Genomic DNA, 18,418 nt, shown 5'->3' with positions numbered 1-18,418 from the left:
GTTATTCAGGCGATCGAAACAATCGGAGCACTCGCCGCATCGCGACGCATGCGCGCGAGCTTGTCCTCGTCGAGCTCGATGCCGAGCCCCGGGCGCGACGGCACGTGAAGCATGAAGTCGTGATAATCGAGCGGATCGCGCAGCAGTTCTTCAGTCAGCAACAGCGGCCCGAATAGCTCCGTGCCCCATGCGAGGCTGGCAAACGTGCAGAACAGCTGTGCCGACGCCATCGTGCCCACACCGCCCTCGAGCATGGTTCCGCCGTAGAGATCGATGTGCGCGGCGTTCGCGATGGCTGCCACATTCGCTGCGCCGCGCGGCCCGCCCGACTGCGCGATCTTGACCGCGAACACGTCGGAGGCCTCGCGCTGAGCCAGGGCGAACGCATCGACGGGGCCGTGCAGCGCCTCGTCAGCCATCACGGGCACCACGCCCAGATCCCGCAAGCGCTTCAGCCCGTTGCGATCCGCTGCAGCGATCGGCTGCTCGACGAGTTCGACGCCCGCGTCGGCCAGCATGCGCAGGCCACCGACCGCTTCCGTGGCCGTCCATGCCTGGTTGACGTCGACGCGAACGGCACCGCGATCGCCGAGCGCACGCTTGATCGCCGCTACGTGCCGGACGTCGTCCTGCAGCGCGCGTGCGCCGATCTTGAGCTTGAATACGTTGTGGCGGCGAGCCTCGAGCATGCGCTCGGCCTCGGCGATATCGCGCGTCGTATCGCCACTGGCGAGCGTCCAGGCGACCGGCAGCGTGTCGCGCACGCGCCCGCCGAACAACTCACTGAACGGCACACCGAGGCGCCGGGCCTGCCCGTCGAGCAGCGCCGTCTCGATCGCGCTCTTCGCGAACCGGTTGCCCTGCACGCCCGCACCGATGCCCGCCATCAGCCGCGCGACCTCGTCCGCAGGCTGCCCGACCAGCAGCGGCGCGATATACGTGTCGATATTGACTTTGATGCTTTCGGGGCTTTCCTCGCCGTAGCTGAGCCCGCCGATCGTCGTCCCTTCGCCCAGCCCGACAACGCCGTCCGACGCACGCACACGCACGAGCACCAGTGTCTGGCGGTTCATCGTCGCCACAGACAGCCGATGCGGGCGGATCGTGGGGACATCCACGAGCATCGTTTCGATCTCTTCGATAAAAGTCTTCACAGGTATCAACGCAGTTCGAATCAGTTGGATTTGATAATAGATAAGGGGCTTGCACCGTGTCCAAGACACTTTTAGACTGACTTCATACCTTTGAGGTATTGAATAAAGTCGCCTGGCGAGCCCTCCAAATCCTTCTCGGACCGCCTGCTGAGCAGCAGGATTCAGAGGCAGGACTAAAAGGCGACAGTGCGAACCGCACCTGAGAAGCGGACCTGAGAAGCGCTTCGGGTAAGCGAACCTTAAAACCGGACTCCGGAATGGAACTGCGCCACCTTCGTTATTTCGTCGCTGTCGCAGACGAGCAGAACTTCACGCGGGCCGCCGAGCGGCTCAATATTTCTCAGCCGCCACTAAGCCGACAGATCCAGCAGATCGAAGAGGAACTCGGCACACCGCTTTTCGAGCGCGGCCCGCGGCCGCTGCGGCTGACCGAGGCAGGCAGGTTTTTCTATACCCATGCGTTGCGGCTGCTCGAACAGGCCGGCGAACTCGCGACGATGACGCGCCGGGTCGCGCAGCTTGAGCGCCGGCTTGTGATCGGGTTTGTGCCTTCGACCTTGTACGGGCCGCTGCCACGCGTGATCCGGCGGTTTCGTGAAGCGTGCCCGAACGTCGAACTGACGTTGCTCGAGATGTACACGCTCGAGCAGCTTGAAGCACTCACGGGGGGAAGAATCGACGTCGGCTTCGGCCGCGTCCGTTTCGAAGACGCTAACGTCCGGCGCGAGGTGCTCAGCGATGAGCCGCTCGTTGCTGCCGTGCCGGCCGATCATGCGTTGGCGGGAAAAAACCAGGCAGTGAGCCTTGCGGAGATTGCGGCGCAGACACTGATCGCTTACCCGCGCATGCCGCGACCGAGTTACGCGGATCAGGTGCTGTCCGCGCTGCGCGATCACGGCCTCGAGCCCAGGGCGGTGCACGAGGTGCAGGAATTACAGACCGCGCTCGGGCTGGTCGCCGCAGGCATCGGCGTATCGCTCGTGCCGGCCAGCATTCAGAGGCTCAGGCGAGACGACGTGGTGTATCGGCCGTTGACCGACAACCACGTCATCTCGCCGATCATCATGAGCACACGCATGCACGATGCATCGCCCGAATCGACGCTGCTGACAACATTCGCACGCGAAACGTTCGAGGCCGAAGCGAGTCAGGAGTCCGACTAGAACAACCCGCTCAGGCAATCGACCCGAAACCGACCCGGCGAACCCATTGGGTCCAAGCCCAGCACGGCATCGCAGGCAAGCGGTTCGCGCACCCGGGCCGGACATGCGTCCGGCACGCGCCCCACAGCCGCGCCGCTTATTGCACGGTCAATCCGCGGTCAATGCACGCTTAATGCACAGTTAGCGGCGCCGCCAGCGGATCGAAGTCGGACCATTTCCCGTTGTTCCAGCTTCCTGAAGCATGCTCGACATCGCGCGCGCCGGCGCGGCGTAGTTCGTCCTCGACACGGACTTCGGAATCCTCGGTCACGTGCACGGCCAGCATGACGCCCGACTCCCGGATCGGCTCGACGACTTCATGCGACGTGACCTGCGTTCCGGTGTCTTCGTGCGCGGGCTTGGCCTTGGCCATGGCGCCAATTAGCGACCCCAGATAGGCGCCGACCGCGATCATGATCAACGGCGCGAGCCAGTTGAGCTCGAGGATCTGCATGGCGCCGTACCCCACGCCCGCGCCGATGATGACGCCGGCCGCGACGCCGACGAACATGCTCTGCCTGCCGGGTTGCATGGCAGCGTCGGTATGCTCGTCGCCGCCCACCGGATAGCGCGCATGCTGCCCCGGTGGATTGACGTAGAACACATTGACGTCGTCTCGTTGAAAGCCATCGTCATCGATCAGGTGGTGAGCAACTTCCTCGGCGCGGTCTAACGTCTGGAACCGGCCTGCAACGATGAGGGACATAGTGCCTCCTTGACGGTCCTGTCAGTGATCGCCACGGCGACGGCCGTGCGCATCGCTGTGCGCGCCGGTTTGTCGTGCCGGACGATCGGTGGAAGAACTGACTTCAGCGTCTTGCGCATCGATCAGGCGTATCAGCCCGCTGCGCAATACGACGGGCTGGCCCTGGTTATCTTCAAGCGCGCGACGGCAGATCGCATGAATGCGCTGGGCTTCGTGATCGAATGCGCCCAGCACGTCCGCCTCGAGCGGCGAATCCGCGCCGAAATGGTCTTCGAGCGCCTCTGCCGAGATGGCGCAGAGCACGTCACGGTTATCGACTCTGACCGGAAAATCGACCTGTAATTCCGATCCGTTCCAGACACGCTGGCCTTCGGGAAACTCGATACGCATGACAGTACCCCCTTGTGTGCAGCTCACGGCTTCGGCTGACTGCGACTGAACGCGACTGAACGCGATCGCCTGCGCTGAGCGCCGCTAGCACTGATACGCGTGCGTCAGTGCGCCGATCAGCGTCAGCGCGTCGATCAACATCTTTTCCGCAAGTACTGTGTCTTGTCCGCAAGCACTGTGCCCGCGCGGGATCCTGGCGTGGTGAGCCTATAATCCGTGGGCCGCGCCGGTGCGGGCGTCACACGCGATATCGGCGAAGCCTCGCGTACCGTCACTTTCCTCAGTCGATCACCACGGAACACCATGCAGAATCTCCCTACGTACGATGATGTCGTTGCCGCTGCAGGCAGGATCGAAGGCCATGCGCACCGCACGCCGGTCATGCGTTCGCGCACCGTCGATACGGACTTCGGCGCCGAAGTCTTTTTCAAGTGCGAGAACCTGCAACGCATGGGGGCGTTCAAATTCCGCGGTGCTTTCAATGCGCTGTCCCGGTTCGACGAGCAGCAGCGCCGCGCCGGCGTCGTGGCCTTTTCATCGGGCAACCACGCACAGGCGATCGCCCTGTCGGCCTCGCTGCTTGGCATTCCGTCGACGATCGTGATGCCGCTCGACGCGCCCGCTTCGAAAGTCGCGGCGACCAAGGGCTACGGCGGGAACGTCATTACGTATGACCGCTATACGGAAGATCGCGAAGCGATCGGACGCGGCCTCGCCGAGAAGCACGGCATGACGCTGATCCCGCCGTTTGACCATCCTGATGTCTTGGCCGGTCAAGGCACGGCCGCCAAAGAGTTGTTCGACGAGGTCGGTCCGCTCGATGCCTTGTTTGTCTGCCTCGGCGGTGGCGGGCTGCTGTCGGGTTGTTCGCTCGCAGCGCGCGCGCTTTCGCCCGACTGCAAGGTGTATGGCGTCGAGCCTGCCGCCGGTGACGATGGTCAACAGTCGTTCCGTAGCGGCAAGCGGGTGCACATCGATACCCCGAAGACGATCGCTGACGGCGCTCAGACGCAAAGCCTCGGCCAGATCACATTCGAAATCATTCGCCGCAATGTCGACGACATTCTCACCGCGACGGACGAGCAACTCGTCGATGCGATGCGCTTCTATGCATCACGCATGAAGATCGTTGTTGAGCCGACGGGTTGCCTGAGCTTTGCGGCGGCGCGCGAAATGAAGGCGTCGCTGCGCGGCAAGCGTGTGGGGATCATCATTAGCGGCGGCAACGTCGATCTCGAGCGGTTCTGTTCGCTGATCGGCAACTGATCGGCAACTGCTCGCCAATTGATCGCTGGTCAATCGCTCTTGGATCAGCAACTCATCGGTAACTGACCCGCTTACTGTTGCAGGGCGGTGCGCAGCCACGCGTGGGCCGCGTTGCGAATCGGTGTGTTGACGGCACCATAGCCATCGTAGCCACCTCGACGCTCGACGATCTCAAAGAAGAACCGCGAGCCGATCTGCTGCGTATAGGCGTGAAGAAACTCCCCTCCGCGTTCGTCGCGGTCGTAGAGCAAATTGAGTTCTTGCAGGCGTTCGACAAATCGCTCCGGAAGACCGAAGCGCGCAGCGATATCTTCGTAGTAGTTCGCGGGAATCGGCAGCATCGGCACGCCGCGCGCGGCGAGATGCGCGGCGCTGGCCATCGCGTCGCGTGTGCTGAATGCGACATGGTGCAGCCCTGGACCGCCGTACGTGGATAGCGCTCGCGCGACGTTGGTGCGTGTGTCGTCCGAGCTGTTCAGCGAAATGCGCACGCTGCCGTCTTCGCTTCGTAGTGCCCTGCTACGCACCAGACCATAAGGGTCCGGCAACATCCATTGCGCCTCCGCCTTGAGGCCGAACACGGCTTGTGCAAACAAGACCCAGGTGTCGATCGCTTCCCGCGGCAACGCGATGCACAGGTGATCGATTCCGGTCAGGTCGGCGTCGCCGTTCGATCGACCTTCGTCCGCGTCATTGTCCGCATCGTTGCCGGAATGTGCAGCGGTCCCATTGTCTTCCGCGGCGACAAAGTCGATGTCGTAGATGGTCGGCCCGCTGGCTTGCTCTTCGACGAGATAAATCAAGCTTCCGTCAGGCGCCGACACGCACGGAATCTCGCGCTCGTCCGGGCCGATGCGGCCTTTGTACGGCGGATACTTGAACGTCGTCGCGCGGTCCAGCGAGGCCTGGGCATCGCGGACGTCAAGTGCCGCGGCACACAGCGACAAACCGTGTTCATCGTAGTAGCGATCGGCGAACGAATCGGGCTCGGCATTCAGGATCAGGTTGACCGGTCCGTGCTGGTAGAGCGACACACGCTTCGAGCGATGCCGGCGCGTGCGCGCAAAGCCAAAATGACCCAGCCAGTCGGCAAGTCGAGTCCGTGTGGCGTCGTCGACTGCGAATTCAAGGAAGGCGAAACCGTTGGGCGTCGCTGCTTCAGTCGTTGCTTCAGTCGCTGGTTGCGCCGCAGTTTGCGTCAGTTCCCCTTGCATGCGCCGATTCGTATCGGAGCACGGGGCAGCGGACCGTTGCGCAAGATGCACGCGAGCAATCTCTTCGACCCAGATCAACGAACGCAGGCCATCGAGCGCCGTCGCGCGCGTGGGCGCCGCACGAAAACCATCATTGAACACTTCGAGCGACAGCGGTCCGGCGTACCCCTGACGAAGAATCGGTGCGACGAAAGGAGCGAGATCGAACGATCCCTGTCCGGGGAAACACCGGAAATGCCGGCTCCATTCCAGCACGTCCATCGCGAGAATCGGCGCATCGGCAAGCTGTACGAACGTGATGCGATCGCCGGGAATCGTGTCGAGCGCCGTCAGGTCGTCTCGGATCGACAAAGTATGAAAACTGTCGAGCACCAGCCCGAGATTCGGATGATCGACCGCGTCGACGACACTCCATGCCTGGCGATACGAATTGACGTATCGCCCCCACGCAAGGGCTTCATAACCGGCCTGAATCTGCTCCGCTTGAGCCAGCAGCGCCAGCTGCCCGAACTGCTCGACGCGTTGCGCATGATCGGCCACCGCATCAGCGCCGACGTGACTGCACACCAGAATCGTGTCGGTGCCCAGCCGATGCATGAGTTCGAATTTGCGCCTGGCGCGATCGAGATTCCGCGCGAATCGCGACGGGTCCGTACTGTCGAAATCGCGAAAAGGTTGATACAGCGAGATTCGAATCCCCTGATCCTCACAGATACGCCGGATGGTCTCGGGCGTATGCACGCTGCAGAGCAAGTCGTTTTCGAACAACTCGATGCTATCGAAACCTGCCGTCGCGCATGCGCGAATCTTTTCTTCGAGCGTGCCGCTCAATGACACTGTTGCGATCGATCGCTGCACAGCCACTCCTTGACCGTAAACACGCGGGGCTACCGCGCGTACAAACCAGGCGGAGGCAACGTCGATCCGCACGCGTGGGCGCGCTCAGCGCGCGCGTGCGAGCGCGTCGAGGTTGCCTTCGCCGAAACCATGATGCCCTCGCCGCTCGACGATCTCGAAGAACATCTCTCCAGCGCGTCGTTTGACGAAGGTTTGCAAGAACAGGCGTGCACGCCCGTCCGGGTCGATCTCGCCGTCGACCAGCAGGCGGCGTCGCGCGAGTGCATCGATATCGAGGCCGTGATTCGGCAGTCGAGAGCGAATCTGCTCGTAGTAGCGAGCGGGAGGTTCGATGAGCTCGACGCCGCGAGCAAGCAACGCATCGACCGTCGCGAAGATGTCCGCTGTGGCTAGTGCAATATGCTGGACGCCCTGGCCCGGATGATCGGGCAAGTAGCTGTGCATCAGCGCGGTGCGGCGCGTGCCTTCTTCGTACAACGGAATCTGCACACCGCCGCACGGTGACACCATGACTCGCGAGTCGGGCGACACGCGCCAGTTCGCATGGATTTCGTGAATCTCGCGGAAATTCAGCAAATCACGGTAGAAGTCGAGCCACTCTTGCATGCCGCCGGGCGCGACGGTTTGTGTCAGGTGGTCAACGTCGACGAGACCCACACCGTAGTAGTCGGCATCACGCGCCGCGTGGTCAGCACCTGCGCGACCTGGATCACCCGCAGCCCGCGCCGAGTCGGTGGACTCGATCGGCCGGAAATCAACGTCGAAAATCGATGTGCCCTGACGCGATTCGCCCGCAGTCGCGCGGCCCTGCCATCGATCGACAAAATAGATGTGCGAATCACCGATCCCCTGGATGGCCGGGATCGTGAGTTCACTCGCGCCGACGCGCTCGCCCTCGAACGCCCAGGCGCCAAGATCGATCGCGCGATCGTAGGCGCGCTGCGCATCGTCCACGCGAATGCCGATCGCGCAGATGCCCGCGCCATATTCATCGGCAAATCGCTGCGCGAAGGAGTCAGGCTCTGCATTCAGCAGGAAATGCATGCGCCCCTGCCGGTAAAGCGTGACGTTTTTGCTCAGATGCCGCGCGACGGCCGTGAAACCGAGCTGTTCGAACAACGCACCGACGGTGGACGCGTCATTCGCCGCAAACTCGACAAATTCGAGTCCGGCCGTGCCGAGCGGGTTAGCCCGATCCGGCGCGGCGGCAGTGCGTTGTTCGACAGAGTTCGGAAAGTCACTGGTCATATCAGGTCCCCTTGTCCACGATCCAGGTCGTCGTCATGGTGTGCGCAGGTCATGGGCTGCTCGTCATCGGAATCCGCACACGCGAAGAAATCCGCGCACGCGAAACGCAACCCACACATGCCCGCGCAGCCGGTATCGAGCCAAGCCTTGTTACCGTGCTCGCTTCGGGCTCGCTTCGATCGTTGTACACCGGCATGGCGCTTCACGGCAATGTCGTGAAAGAGGTGAACCTAGCTTAGAAGCGAGACGCCAGAACGACAACGAATCATCGCGCGCCTGTGTCCGCTCAGCGCTCCGATACGTTCGATCATCGTTGCAAACAAGGGTTAACGAGAGGTCTTGCAGTCCGGCGCGCGGTTCGATAATCGCCCCAGGCGGTTCGCATAACGCGCGCCGCAGGAGAGTTTGCACGATGACCACGCGACCTACCCGTCCCGAACTCGATCGCCGCGACTGGATCGCCGGCCTCGAAAAAGGCCTCGCCATTCTCGAGGCCTTCGACGATGCGATGCCCCGCATGACGCCGACCCAGGCGGCCGAACGCACCGGTCTCACGCGCACAGCCGCGCGGCGGTACCTGCTCACGCTCGAGCATCTGGGCTATACGTACAGCGATGGGAAGTACTTCGGTCTGACGCCGCGCGTGCTGCGCGTCGGCTGGTCGTATTTCGACTCGGCGCGGCTGCCGCGCATGGTCCAGCCGTTTTTGCAGCAACTCAGCGCGACCATCGAGGAGTCGTGCTACGTCAGCGTGCTCGATGACTGGGAACTCGTCTTTATCGCGCGCAACGGCACGAACCGTGTGATGACGACGGGTTTCGTGCTCGGTGCTCGCGTGCCCGCGCCGTTGACGTCTCCGGGCGTGATGCTGCTTGCCCATCAGCCGGGTGAAGACGCAGTTCGCGAATGGCTCGAGTCGACGCAGCTCACACCGTTCACTCCGCACACGGTGACGAATCGCGATCGCCTCTATCAGGCGATCCGGCAGGCACGCATCGACGGCTTTGCCGTGATCGAGCAACAGTTACAGATCGGGGTGCGGGGGATTGCGGTGCCACTTAAGAACCGGCACGGTGACGTCGTCGCGGCATTGAGCACGAATATGCCGATGAGCCGCGAATCGACCGAGCGCGCGATTGCGCGCGTATTGCCGCATTTGCAGGAGACAGCAGTGTCGATGATCAACGTGCTGTGACGTGATCATCGACACCACGACGACGCTTACACGGTGCTAAGACGGAATGCCGACACGGCGTCCTTGAGCGTGTTGGCCTGTTCAGCCAGCGAAGCTGCGCCCGCAGTCGCTTGCTCGACCAATGCCGCGTTTTGCTGCGTGACCGTATCCATTTGCGCGATCGCGACACCCACATGACCGATGCCCGTGCTTTGTTCGGTCGATGCCGCGGAAATCTCGCCCATGATGTCGGTCACGCGCTTCACCGATTGCAGGATCGCCTGCATCGAGGCACCGGCCTCGCCCGCCAGCGACTGACCGCGAGAGACGTTCGACACCGACGCATCGATCAGCCCCTTGATTTCCTTGGCCGCAGTCGCCGAGCGCTGCGCGAGCGAACGGACTTCAGCCGCGACCACGGCAAAACCACGCCCCTGCTCGCCCGCACGCGCTGCCTCGACGGCGGCATTGAGCGCCAGGATATTGGTCTGGAACGCGATGCCGTCGATCACGCTGATGATCTGCTCGATTTTCTTCGAGCTTTCGGCGATCGAGACAATCGTCTGCACGACTTCGTCGACGACCTTGCCGCCGTCCGCGACGGTCGACGATGCACTCAATGCAAGCTGGCTTGCCTGCACGGCGTTATCTGCATTGAGCTTGACGGTCGCCGTGAGTTCTTCCATCGACGATGCCGACTCGGCAAGCGCCGAAGCCTGCTCTTCGGTACGTTGCGAAAGATCGGCATTGCCTGCCGCGATCTCGTTCGCCCCCGACGTAATTGAATCCGCCGACAGCTGAATGCGACCGACCGTCTCAGTGAGCTGACGCTGCATCTGGCTCATGGCGAACAACAGGCTGCTCGAGTCGCTCGGGTACAACTGGAAGCGCGCAGTCAGATCGCCCGACGCGATTTGCCGGCAAATCTCGGCGGCGTATTCCGGCTCGCCACCGAGGCTCGTACGAATGCTTCGAATCAGCCAGAGCATGCCAGCCGTCAACGCGGCCGCAATGATGCCGACGATCAGCAGGTCACGCAGCAGCACTGCGTGGAAAGCGTCGTCGATATCGTCGGTATAGGCGCCCGTGAACAGGTGCCAGTCCCATTCGGGTACGGAGTCCGCATAGGTGATCTTGCCCACGGGTTCATCGTGCCCGGGCTTGGGCCAGACGTAGCTGCTGAAATGGTCGCCGCCCGGCGAAGAACTCTTCACGATCTCTTGTGCAATATGCACACCGTTCGGGTCGACCAGGCCTTGCTGACTCTTGCCTTCGAGTTCAGGCTTCGCGGGCACCAGCACCGCATTCACCTGCGAATCGTAGATGCCGAAATAACCGCTGTGGTCGTCGCCGTAGCGCAAGCCCCGCAGGGTCGCGATGGCCTGGTGCTTGGCCTCGTCAGCCGGCATGGCGTGGCTTTCCGCCAGCTTCTGGAAATGCGCCACGATACCCATGGCGACTTGCGTTTGCTCACTCAGTACCGCTTTACGTTCCCGTAGCAGGGATACTCGCGACATGACTGCAATCGTGATGACCATCACGATCAGGGACACCCACAGCAGAGCGACGATGCTCCACAGCTTTTGCTTCAAGGACAACTTCATTTTTGTTCAGCATCCCCGCCGATATCCGGCGCCGTAAACGTTGGCTTTCCCTGCGGCAGCAGGGCCGCGCTGCCTCTGACTTGTTTACGGCGGTCACTGAACGATCTGAACCTTTTAAAGCATTTTTTACACGTTTCGTCGGATTTTTTACCGATTTGACGTTAAAGACGAATACCGCTCAGCGCGCTTCATAGACCAGGTCAGCACGGCGGTTCTGCGACCACGCCTGCTCGTCATGCCCGTCGACCAGCGGCTTTTCCTTGCCCAGGCTGACCGCCTCGAGCTGGGAATCGGGCACGCCCATCGTCTTGAGCGTCTGAGCGACAGCCTCCGAACGCCGCTCCCCAAGCGCAAGGTTGTATTCGGTCGTGCCGCGCTCATCCGTATTGCCCTGAATCAGCAGACGCCGCTTCGGATCCGCAAGCAAATACTTGGCGTGCGCCGCAAGAATATCGCGCGCTTCCGGTTTGACGCTGTAGCTGTCGAGGTCGAAGTACAGACTGCGTTTGGCGAGCGGGCTCGAAGGATCCTTGAGCGGATCGGAGCCGACTTGAGTCGAGCTGACGGGTGAGCCCGGCATGGCGCTCGTCGCACCTGCAGCCGCACTGGCGGAACTCGCGGCACCCGACTTTTCGTCGAGCGACACCTTGTGACAGGCGCTTAACGCCATGACGAGCGCCGCAACACACAACGTGGAACGCGAAAGCGTCATCGGATTCCCCATCTCCTTTAAACAAGCCCCAACCACTACGTCGTGCAACGTGCGATATCAAAACGCATTTCCGGCTCGGGAATCCGATCCGACGCATTGGCCGCCTTCTGCACAGCGACGGTCGAGCCACCGCGCGACGGCGTCAACGTGATCAGCCAGTCATGGCCGTCACCCAGCTGGATCGCATTGCCGAGGTTCGCCGCACGCAAGCTCGATGCACGATCCTGCAAGCAGCTCGTAATGTCATCGGGCTGGCGCGCGGATTGCACATAGATCATCGGCGCCGTGCCGCCAAGGCCCGAACTCGCGGAACCGGGAGGAGGCAGACCGGGGCTCGAGCAGCCGGCAAGCGTCGCAAGGGTCAGCAGCACCGTCGATGCGGCAGGTACGAGTAACGTCTTTGTCATTAATCAATTACACCGGCACATTCATGGGAAAACGCGTTTCGAATCGGGATTGTCCTATGACACGCGCATCGCGGCTAGTACGCCGCCGCGTGCGTCAAGCTGCGCCGTGTCACCGCGAATTTCAATCGCTCATTCGTGAGCGGATGTAAGCGCGCTCGTCACAATTCAAAAACCAGCGCTACACTCGCCGCAGCACGCTTGCTGCATGCGCCTGTTGCAACTCGTTAAGCATTCGTCGCGCTGGTATCGAGAATTCAAACCACGAGACATACCAAAGCATTATGACGGACCGGGTGACGCTGCGCTTAAGCCGTCGTCCCCGGCACATGGCACGAGGGAGGCGATTCCATGGCTCAGTCCAACGCTTCAGGCGCAGTGATTGACGCAATCACAAGCGACGCGATCACCATCGAAGGACTCAGCGCCGTCACGCTGGCCACGCGCGATATGCGCCGCTCAGTCGACTTCTACTGCGCGTTGGGCTTCGAAATCAGGCATGGCGACGCTCAGGCCGCTTTCACGACGCTCGCGTGCGGGCCGTCGTTTCTGAACATCATCGCAGAGACACATGGCCCGGTGAATTGGTGGGGGCGGCTGATCATTCATGTGTCGGACGTCGATGCGATGTACCGCAAAGCACGCGACGCCGGTCTGTTACCGAGCCGGGTACCCAGCGACGCGCCATGGGGCGAGCGCTATTTCCATATCAGCGATCCCGATGGGCACGAGCTCAGCTTTGCGAGACTGCTCAACCCAAACGAGGCTGTCACAGGTTCGACGACACCCGCGACGACGCCGACAACGACAGGCACTACACGAGCATGACGACAACCTCATGAGCGAACTCTTTCGATCCGATGCACAGCTGATCGACGCCAATCGTCAGTTCTACGACGCACTCTGGTCGTCGGCATCACTCGTCGATCCCGAGCGATTCAATACATGGCCCATCGTGGAATCGCTGCTCGGCTCGGCGCCGGACCGGCTTGAAGTCGCGCCCGGGCTTCGTCCGCGACTCCCGTTGGACGGTTCGAAGTTCGTCGACCTCAGCGAGCCTGCAATACGAGCATTGACGCGGCGCGGCGCCGATGCGGTCGAAGGCCAGATCGCCGCGCTGCCGTTCGAGGACGGCCAGTTCGACCTTGTCTGCGCACTGGATATCGTCGAACACGTCGACGACGACGACAGTGCGCTGCGCGAACTCGTACGCGTCGCCCGGCCCGATGCGACGGTGTTGATGTCAGTGCCCTTGCATCCGTCGCGGTGGACGTCGTTCGACGACTACGTCGGCCATCGCCGGCGTTATGAACCTGCGCAACTGTTGACGCTGCTCGCCACGCACGGGCTCACGATCGAACGTAGCGCGGTCTACGGCATGCAGCCGGAATCGTCGCGCTTGCTGGACTTCGGTGTCTGGGGCCTGACGCATCATCCGCGCTTTGCGAACTGGCTCTATAACCGCGTGCTGATGCCGATCGGCATGTACTTTCAGAAGCCGTTGATCCTTGTGGACGGCTTGCTCGACACGACGCATGTCGACGAAGTGCTGCTGATCTGCCGTCGACGGATCGAACCCGCGGCAAGCGCTGCCTAGCACGGCTACGCCTGCCAGACCCCGTAACCGCTTTCCCGCAGCCCGATCCCCAGTTCAACCTCCATCTCCTGGGCCGCCCGATAAGGCATGGGGTTGTAGACCTCGTAGAGCTCCGGCATCAGCCGCAATCCGTAGTCAAACACATAGCGGTTCGACTGGATCCCGGCCTTGTGCTTGTCAAAGCGCAGATCCGGATCGAGGCCGGTCATGCCGACGTACACGCAAGGCTTGCCATATACATAGTCGGGATTTGCCTTGCGAAAGCGCGCCTCATCCCACACACGCGGCGATAGCTCGACCACGTAGACGTAGTAGTGATGGCGGGAGGATTTGCGCGCGGACATGGCGCAGAGCCTAACATCTCCCGCCGGCGCCTCCGCCGCCCCCCATGCGAAATCATTCCGCACGCCGTTGGAATACCAGCCGCGCATAAGCTGTTCTACCGTCAGCAGCACGCAAATCGGCCTTTTAAGGTTCATTCGCGCTGCATTGTTGAACCGACGAACCGCAGAGGCGCAATGCACGATATCGACCACCTCAGACTGACCATGACCGGCGCAATCATGCGCGTAGCGCGCCAATGGCGACGCGTATCGCATCGCGCCGTGTCGGGATTTGGCGTATCCGACGCCTGCGCCATGCCCCTGCTCTCCATTGCCCGACTCGGAGAGGGCGTGCGTCAGGTCGCGCTCGCCGAACATATCGGCATTGAAGGGCCGTCACTCGTGCGCTTGCTCGACCGGCTCGCGATCACCGGCCTCGTGCGGCGTGAAGACGACCCGGTGGACGGACGTGCGAACCGGATCTGGCTGACGGACACCGGACGCGACGTCTGCGCGCGGATCGAAGCCGCGCTGAGCGCACTGCGCACGCAGCGGCTCAAGCACATCAGCGCGCAGGACATCGCCGTCACCCTGCGCGTACTCAATGCCATCGAACACGCTATCAGCGTCGATCAGCGGCGCGGTCACTGAGGCACAGCATGGACCACGTTCAAGCCATGGAGGTCTTCACGCGCGTCGTGGACGCCAACAGCTTTACACGCGCCGCGGAGCAACTCGCCATGCCGCGAGCGAGCGTTACCACGACCATCCAGAATCTCGAGGCCCGGCTCGGTGTGCGGCTGATTCACCGGACGACACGGCGGATTTCAATCACGCCCGAGGGTGCAGCCTATTACGAGCATTGCGCCCGCATCATCGCGGACATTGCCGAGACCGACGCCTATTTCCAGCACGGCGCGCGCAAAGCCGAAGGCAGCCTGCGCGTGCATATGTCGGTGTCGCTCGGACGGCAGCTCGTGATCCCCGCGCTCAAGACCTTCCATCAGGAGTACCCCGACATCAAGCTCGATATCAGCTTGTCGGACCGCCGGGTCGATCTCGTCGAGGAAGGGCTCGATTGCATGATCCGCGTCGGTCCGCTCGAGGATTCGTCGCTGATCGGCCGTCGTATCGGCGTGCTCAAGCGCGTCACATGCGCTGCCCCCGAATATCTGGCCCGGCACGGCGAGCCCGACGATCTCGAGTCGCTGGCCGACCACCGCGCCGTCAACTTTCGCGCGCACGGTGGCCGCTCTGCGCCCTGGATCTTTACGACCGACGGCAGGCTCCATGAAGTCAATATGCACGGCATTGTCAGCGTCAACGACTCCGAAGCCTATCTGACGTGCGGTGTCGAAGGACTCGGACTCATTCAGCCCACGCTCTATGAAGCCGCGTCGCATTTGCAAAGCGGTGCACTGCGCGAAGTCCTCACCGACTGGAATCCGCAGCCCAAGCCGATCTATATCGTCTATGCGAAGAGCAAGCATCCGTCGATCCGGATCCGGACGTTCTGCGACTGGGTTGCCTCACTGTTCGAATCGCTTCCGGAATTCCTGATATCGGCGCGCCGGCCGGCGGATTCTTGATTTCAAGTCAAAAATCAATTGAGCCTGACCCCGTTGCCGTGCGCCGGACCGTGCGGATAATCCATCGCACTTACACGGCAAACAGCAAGGCAGGTTCACGATGAAAGTCTTTGTCACAGGCGCAGCAGGCTATATCGGCAGTTCAATCGCCACACATCTCAAGCACACCGGGCACGAGGTGACAGGCCTCGTGCGCAGCGACGAGCAAGCGGCCGCACTGCGCGAGCTCGGCATCACGCCCGTGGTCGGCACGCTCGACGACCGTGCATTGCTGATCGCGCAGACCAGCGCCGCAGACGGCGTCGTCAACGCCGCCAGCAGCGATCACCGCGGCGCGGTCGAAGCGTTGATAGAAGGCCTCAAGGGCTCGGGCAAGCCTTTGCTGCACACCAGCGGATCGAGCCTCGTCGGCGATAACTCGAAGGGCGAAGGCACCGACGCTGTCTATCACGAGGACACCCTGCCCGCGCCCACTCCCGACAAAGCCGCGCGCGTGGCCATCGACGCGCTGGTGCTCGGCGCCGCCGAGCAAGGGGTACGTTCCGCCGTGTTGTGCAACACGCTGATCTACGGACACAGCCTCGGCTTGCCGCGCGAAAGCGTGCAGTTGCCCCGTCTGATCCGGCAGGCCAAAAAGAGCGGCGTAATGCGGCACGTCGGACGCGGTCGCAATATCTGGTCGAACGTGCATATCCGCGATGTGGTCGAGCTCTATCGACTGGCCCTCGAAGGCACGCCGGCAGGCATGTTCTATTTCGTCGAGAACGGCGAGGCGTCGTTCGCCGAGATGGCCAACGCCCTGGCGCATCAACTCGGCCTGGACGCTTCGCATGACTGGCCGATCGAGGCCGCCATCGAGGAATGGGGCTATGAGATGGCCTCTTACGGCCTCGGTTCGAACAGTCGCGTGCGCGGCGAGCGAGCACGTCGCCTGCTCGGATGGAAGCCTGAAGCGCCCGATGTTCTGAACTGGATCAAGACCGACATTCGCTAATTTTTTGGTATACCAAAAGCCATCCATCGACAATCCGATCCAGGCCGTAGGGGGCGCCGCTTCGCTGCGGCGCCCTTTTTCCGTTCACCGCCGACATTCATTTGTTTAGCGATCTAAGCTAAACCACCTTTGAAATAAATATAAACATTTCTTCATTCAAAGAATTATTCCAAAAGAAACAATACGTTCCTCAGTTGTTGCTTAATTACGCCTAAAGGTTTCTGTCAGGTTGACGATAAGACTTTTGGTATACCCGATACCAGAATGTCATCTGCCAGCCAATCAGGAACCGCCCCTAGGGGCGGAGAACAATGACGACGAACTTGACCATTCGCACGCGCCTAGCCTTTACGGTGGCGCTGCTTGCGCTTCTTCTTACGCTTGCGGGCGTGCTCGGCATGATCAGCACGAGCAAGGCCAATCGCGCCAATCGCGACACCTACGGCAACAAGCTCGCCGCCGCGACCAACATCGACAACGCCGAGATCTACATCGCGCGTACGCGCCTGGTACTCGACCGCGTCGCGCTGCATCCTGACGATCCTTCCGTCGCAGGGCAACTGAGCCGCGCGGCCGGCTTCTTCAAGGATTCGGATGCGTGGTGGGCCAAATTCGTGGCCCAGCCGCACGAAGACGACGAGCTGCCGCTGATCGCCGACACCACGCAGCGCCGCACCGCCATGCGCGATGCCGTCACTGCATTCACGCACGCGCTCGAATCGGGCGACACCGCCTCGGTCGACAAGATCGCCATGACCCAGCTCAGCGATCTCTACAGCAAGATGAGCGCGGCGAACGGCAAGATGAAAGACAAGCTGTTCGAAAACGCAAAAGAGCGCTACGACGAAGCCGAATCGAGCTTCCACACCTTCCAGATGGTGAGCATTGCAATGATCGTCGTCGGCCTGGCCGCCGCGTTCTGGGGCTGGGTATCACTGCGCCGCGCGATCATGACGCCGCTCGACTACGCGATGACCAGTCTCGATGCCATTTCCGCCGGCGATCTGAGCCGCCCGGTCGTCGCCGCTCGCTCAGACGAGATGGGCGTGCTGCTGACCAGCATTGAAAAGACGCGCCAGGGGCTGATGTCGGTCACCGGTACGGTGCGCAGCGGCAGCGAGTCTGTCGCGACCTCGACGCGCGAAATCGCTGCCGGCATGATCGACCTGTCCTCGCGCACCGAAGAACAGGCCGCCTCGCTGCAGGAAACGGCCGCGAGCATGAACGAGATCACGGCGACGGTGAAACACAACGCCGACAACGCACGTCAGGCGAGCGCGCTTGCCGCGAATGCGACGAACGTCGCCGTACGCGGCAGTGATGTGGTCCGCCAGGTCGTCGACACCATGGGCGAAATCGACGCCAGCTCGAAGAAGATCTCCGACATCACCGCGATCATCGAAGGCATCGCGTTTCAGACCAACATCCTCGCGCTCAACGCAGCGGTCGAAGCGGCGCGCGCCGGCGAACAGGGTCGCGGCTTTGCTGTCGTCGCATCCGAAGTCCGCTCGCTCGCCCAACGCTCGTCGGTCGCGGCGAAGGAAATCAAGGAACTCATCGCCGCGTCGGTCAATACCGTCTCGACGGGCGCCGGTCTCGTGTCGTCGGCAGGCACGACCATGGCCGAACTGCAAACGGCCGTGCAGCGCGTGACCTCGATCATGAACGAGATCGCCACGGCAACCGAACAGCAGCAATCCGGCATTGAACAGGTCGACGTCGCGGTCACGCATATGGACGAAGTCACGCAGCAAAACGCCGCGCTCGTCGAACAAGTGACCGCCGCAGCGCAAGCGCTCGACCAGCAATCGGAACGCCTGAGCAACACGGTCAACGTGTTCCGCCTTGCCTGATGCAGAAACCGCCACGTGATCCGTTCGTCCCGATCGATCTGTCGCCCGATGCGATGCCAGCATCCGTCGGAGGACTCGAATGAGACAAAGGTATCCGTGGTGGGTGCATTTCATGCCTGAGCCTCAAACA

General features: G+C 62.1%; 19 protein-coding genes. 10 read left to right on the top strand and 9 right to left on the bottom strand.

Annotation, left to right across the window (positions count from 1 at the left end):
• Positions 1–5: 5 nt before the first annotated feature.
• Positions 6–1,163, bottom strand: coding sequence for a muconate/chloromuconate family cycloisomerase (locus ACMFWR_RS19860; RefSeq protein WP_413196405.1), 1,158 nt, complete (start codon positions 1,161–1,163; stop codon positions 6–8).
• A gap of 248 nt (positions 1,164–1,411) precedes the next feature.
• On the opposite strand from ACMFWR_RS19860, the gene ACMFWR_RS19855 reads away from it, so the two are divergent.
• A complete protein-coding gene (locus tag ACMFWR_RS19855) occupies positions 1,412–2,317 on the top strand; it encodes a LysR family transcriptional regulator (protein WP_413196404.1) in 906 nt (301 codons plus the stop codon).
• Positions 2,318–2,486: 169 nt separating this feature from the next.
• Here ACMFWR_RS19855 and ACMFWR_RS19850 read toward each other — a convergent pair whose 3' ends face one another.
• The gene (locus ACMFWR_RS19850; protein ID WP_413196403.1) at positions 2,487–3,062 is read right to left on the bottom strand and encodes a hypothetical protein; all 576 of its coding nucleotides are present in this window, start codon (positions 3,060–3,062) and stop codon (positions 2,487–2,489) included.
• A 21-nt stretch (positions 3,063–3,083) separates the two neighbouring features.
• Complete coding sequence (locus tag ACMFWR_RS19845) at positions 3,084–3,452, bottom strand: DUF1488 domain-containing protein (protein WP_413196402.1); 369 nt, start codon at positions 3,450–3,452, stop codon at positions 3,084–3,086.
• A gap of 303 nt (positions 3,453–3,755) precedes the next feature.
• Here ACMFWR_RS19845 and ACMFWR_RS19840 point away from each other — a divergent pair, with 303 nt between their 5' ends.
• Positions 3,756–4,718 carry a threo-3-hydroxy-L-aspartate ammonia-lyase gene (locus ACMFWR_RS19840; RefSeq protein ID WP_413196401.1) on the top strand — a complete coding sequence of 321 codons (963 nt, stop codon included), beginning with the start codon at positions 3,756–3,758 and terminating at the stop codon, positions 4,716–4,718.
• A 71-nt stretch (positions 4,719–4,789) separates the two neighbouring features.
• Here the strand turns inward: ACMFWR_RS19840 and ACMFWR_RS19835 are convergent, their stop codons facing one another.
• On the bottom strand, positions 4,790–6,790 hold the full coding sequence (locus ACMFWR_RS19835) for a bifunctional sugar phosphate isomerase/epimerase/4-hydroxyphenylpyruvate dioxygenase family protein (protein ID WP_413196400.1): 2,001 nt from the start codon (positions 6,788–6,790) through the stop codon (positions 4,790–4,792).
• A gap of 84 nt (positions 6,791–6,874) precedes the next feature.
• Positions 6,875–8,038 carry a 4-hydroxyphenylpyruvate dioxygenase family protein gene (locus tag ACMFWR_RS19830; protein ID WP_413196399.1) on the bottom strand — a complete coding sequence of 388 codons (1,164 nt, stop codon included), beginning with the start codon at positions 8,036–8,038 and terminating at the stop codon, positions 6,875–6,877.
• Between the two features lie 11 nt (positions 8,039–8,049).
• Between ACMFWR_RS19830 and ACMFWR_RS19825 the strand changes: the two genes are divergently transcribed.
• Positions 8,050–8,277 carry a hypothetical protein gene (locus tag ACMFWR_RS19825; RefSeq protein ID WP_413196398.1) on the top strand — a complete coding sequence of 76 codons (228 nt, stop codon included), beginning with the start codon at positions 8,050–8,052 and terminating at the stop codon, positions 8,275–8,277.
• Between the two features lie 173 nt (positions 8,278–8,450).
• Positions 8,451–9,233 carry an IclR family transcriptional regulator C-terminal domain-containing protein gene (locus ACMFWR_RS19820; RefSeq protein ID WP_413196397.1) on the top strand — a complete coding sequence of 261 codons (783 nt, stop codon included), beginning with the start codon at positions 8,451–8,453 and terminating at the stop codon, positions 9,231–9,233.
• Between the two features lie 26 nt (positions 9,234–9,259).
• On the opposite strand, the gene ACMFWR_RS19815 is transcribed toward ACMFWR_RS19820, so the two are convergent.
• From ACMFWR_RS19815 to ACMFWR_RS19805, 3 genes are all read right to left on the bottom strand, one after another.
• On the bottom strand, positions 9,260–10,816 hold the full coding sequence (locus tag ACMFWR_RS19815; protein WP_413196396.1) for a methyl-accepting chemotaxis protein: 1,557 nt from the start codon (positions 10,814–10,816) through the stop codon (positions 9,260–9,262).
• A 178-nt stretch (positions 10,817–10,994) separates the two neighbouring features.
• Positions 10,995–11,528 carry a peptidoglycan-associated lipoprotein Pal gene (gene pal / locus ACMFWR_RS19810; protein WP_413196395.1) on the bottom strand — a complete coding sequence of 178 codons (534 nt, stop codon included), beginning with the start codon at positions 11,526–11,528 and terminating at the stop codon, positions 10,995–10,997.
• 35 nt (positions 11,529–11,563) lie between these two features.
• The gene (locus ACMFWR_RS19805; RefSeq protein WP_413196394.1) at positions 11,564–11,935 is read right to left on the bottom strand and encodes a sugar ABC transporter ATPase; all 372 of its coding nucleotides are present in this window, start codon (positions 11,933–11,935) and stop codon (positions 11,564–11,566) included.
• 348 nt (positions 11,936–12,283) lie between these two features.
• Between ACMFWR_RS19805 and ACMFWR_RS19800 the strand changes: the two genes are divergently transcribed.
• Together ACMFWR_RS19800 and ACMFWR_RS19795 are read left to right on the top strand one after the other, a co-directional pair.
• Positions 12,284–12,760, top strand: coding sequence for a VOC family protein (locus ACMFWR_RS19800; RefSeq protein ID WP_413196393.1), 477 nt, complete (start codon positions 12,284–12,286; stop codon positions 12,758–12,760).
• A gap of 10 nt (positions 12,761–12,770) precedes the next feature.
• Complete coding sequence (locus ACMFWR_RS19795; protein WP_413196392.1) at positions 12,771–13,529, top strand: class I SAM-dependent methyltransferase; 759 nt, start codon at positions 12,771–12,773, stop codon at positions 13,527–13,529.
• Between the two features lie 5 nt (positions 13,530–13,534).
• On the opposite strand, the gene ACMFWR_RS19790 is transcribed toward ACMFWR_RS19795, so the two are convergent.
• A complete protein-coding gene (locus ACMFWR_RS19790; protein ID WP_413197296.1) occupies positions 13,535–13,873 on the bottom strand; it encodes a hypothetical protein in 339 nt (112 codons plus the stop codon).
• Between the two features lie 174 nt (positions 13,874–14,047).
• Here ACMFWR_RS19790 and ACMFWR_RS19785 point away from each other — a divergent pair, with 174 nt between their 5' ends.
• From ACMFWR_RS19785 to ACMFWR_RS19770, 4 genes are all read left to right on the top strand, one after another.
• Entirely contained in the window at positions 14,048–14,503 is a 456-nt protein-coding gene (locus tag ACMFWR_RS19785) for a MarR family winged helix-turn-helix transcriptional regulator (protein WP_413196391.1), read from the top strand.
• Positions 14,504–14,511: 8 nt separating this feature from the next.
• On the top strand, positions 14,512–15,441 hold the full coding sequence (locus ACMFWR_RS19780; RefSeq protein WP_413196390.1) for a LysR family transcriptional regulator: 930 nt from the start codon (positions 14,512–14,514) through the stop codon (positions 15,439–15,441).
• A gap of 100 nt (positions 15,442–15,541) precedes the next feature.
• Positions 15,542–16,435, top strand: a complete 894-nt coding sequence (locus ACMFWR_RS19775; protein WP_413196389.1) for an NAD-dependent epimerase/dehydratase family protein — start codon at positions 15,542–15,544, stop codon at positions 16,433–16,435.
• A 311-nt stretch (positions 16,436–16,746) separates the two neighbouring features.
• Entirely contained in the window at positions 16,747–18,288 is a 1,542-nt protein-coding gene (locus ACMFWR_RS19770) for a methyl-accepting chemotaxis protein (RefSeq protein ID WP_413196388.1), read from the top strand.
• Positions 18,289–18,418: the final 130 nt, after the last annotated feature.

The organism is Pararobbsia alpina (assembly GCF_965118125.1).
Classification (GTDB): Bacteria; Pseudomonadota; Gammaproteobacteria; order Burkholderiales; family Burkholderiaceae; genus Pararobbsia; species Pararobbsia alpina_A.
This window is presented reverse-complemented; position numbering and strand designations above follow the sequence as displayed.

Coding starts and splice junctions, on each gene's coding strand:
- ACMFWR_RS19790 (WP_413197296.1), bottom strand. CDS start 13,873: ATGTCCGCGCGCAAATCCTCCCGCCATCACTACTACGTCTACGTGGTC.
- ACMFWR_RS19850 (WP_413196403.1), bottom strand. CDS start 3,062: ATGTCCCTCATCGTTGCAGGCCGGTTCCAGACGTTAGACCGCGCCGAG.
- ACMFWR_RS19795 (WP_413196392.1), top strand. CDS start 12,771: ATGAGCGAACTCTTTCGATCCGATGCACAGCTGATCGACGCCAATCGT.
- ACMFWR_RS19820 (WP_413196397.1), top strand. CDS start 8,451: ATGACCACGCGACCTACCCGTCCCGAACTCGATCGCCGCGACTGGATC.
- ACMFWR_RS19840 (WP_413196401.1), top strand. CDS start 3,756: ATGCAGAATCTCCCTACGTACGATGATGTCGTTGCCGCTGCAGGCAGG.
- ACMFWR_RS19800 (WP_413196393.1), top strand. CDS start 12,284: ATGGCTCAGTCCAACGCTTCAGGCGCAGTGATTGACGCAATCACAAGC.
- ACMFWR_RS19855 (WP_413196404.1), top strand. CDS start 1,412: ATGGAACTGCGCCACCTTCGTTATTTCGTCGCTGTCGCAGACGAGCAG.
- ACMFWR_RS19845 (WP_413196402.1), bottom strand. CDS start 3,452: ATGCGTATCGAGTTTCCCGAAGGCCAGCGTGTCTGGAACGGATCGGAA.
- ACMFWR_RS19780 (WP_413196390.1), top strand. CDS start 14,512: ATGGACCACGTTCAAGCCATGGAGGTCTTCACGCGCGTCGTGGACGCC.
- pal (WP_413196395.1), bottom strand. CDS start 11,528: ATGACGCTTTCGCGTTCCACGTTGTGTGTTGCGGCGCTCGTCATGGCG.
- ACMFWR_RS19815 (WP_413196396.1), bottom strand. CDS start 10,816: ATGAAGTTGTCCTTGAAGCAAAAGCTGTGGAGCATCGTCGCTCTGCTG.
- ACMFWR_RS19775 (WP_413196389.1), top strand. CDS start 15,542: ATGAAAGTCTTTGTCACAGGCGCAGCAGGCTATATCGGCAGTTCAATC.
- ACMFWR_RS19770 (WP_413196388.1), top strand. CDS start 16,747: ATGACGACGAACTTGACCATTCGCACGCGCCTAGCCTTTACGGTGGCG.
- ACMFWR_RS19785 (WP_413196391.1), top strand. CDS start 14,048: ATGCACGATATCGACCACCTCAGACTGACCATGACCGGCGCAATCATG.
- ACMFWR_RS19805 (WP_413196394.1), bottom strand. CDS start 11,935: ATGACAAAGACGTTACTCGTACCTGCCGCATCGACGGTGCTGCTGACC.
- ACMFWR_RS19830 (WP_413196399.1), bottom strand. CDS start 8,038: ATGACCAGTGACTTTCCGAACTCTGTCGAACAACGCACTGCCGCCGCG.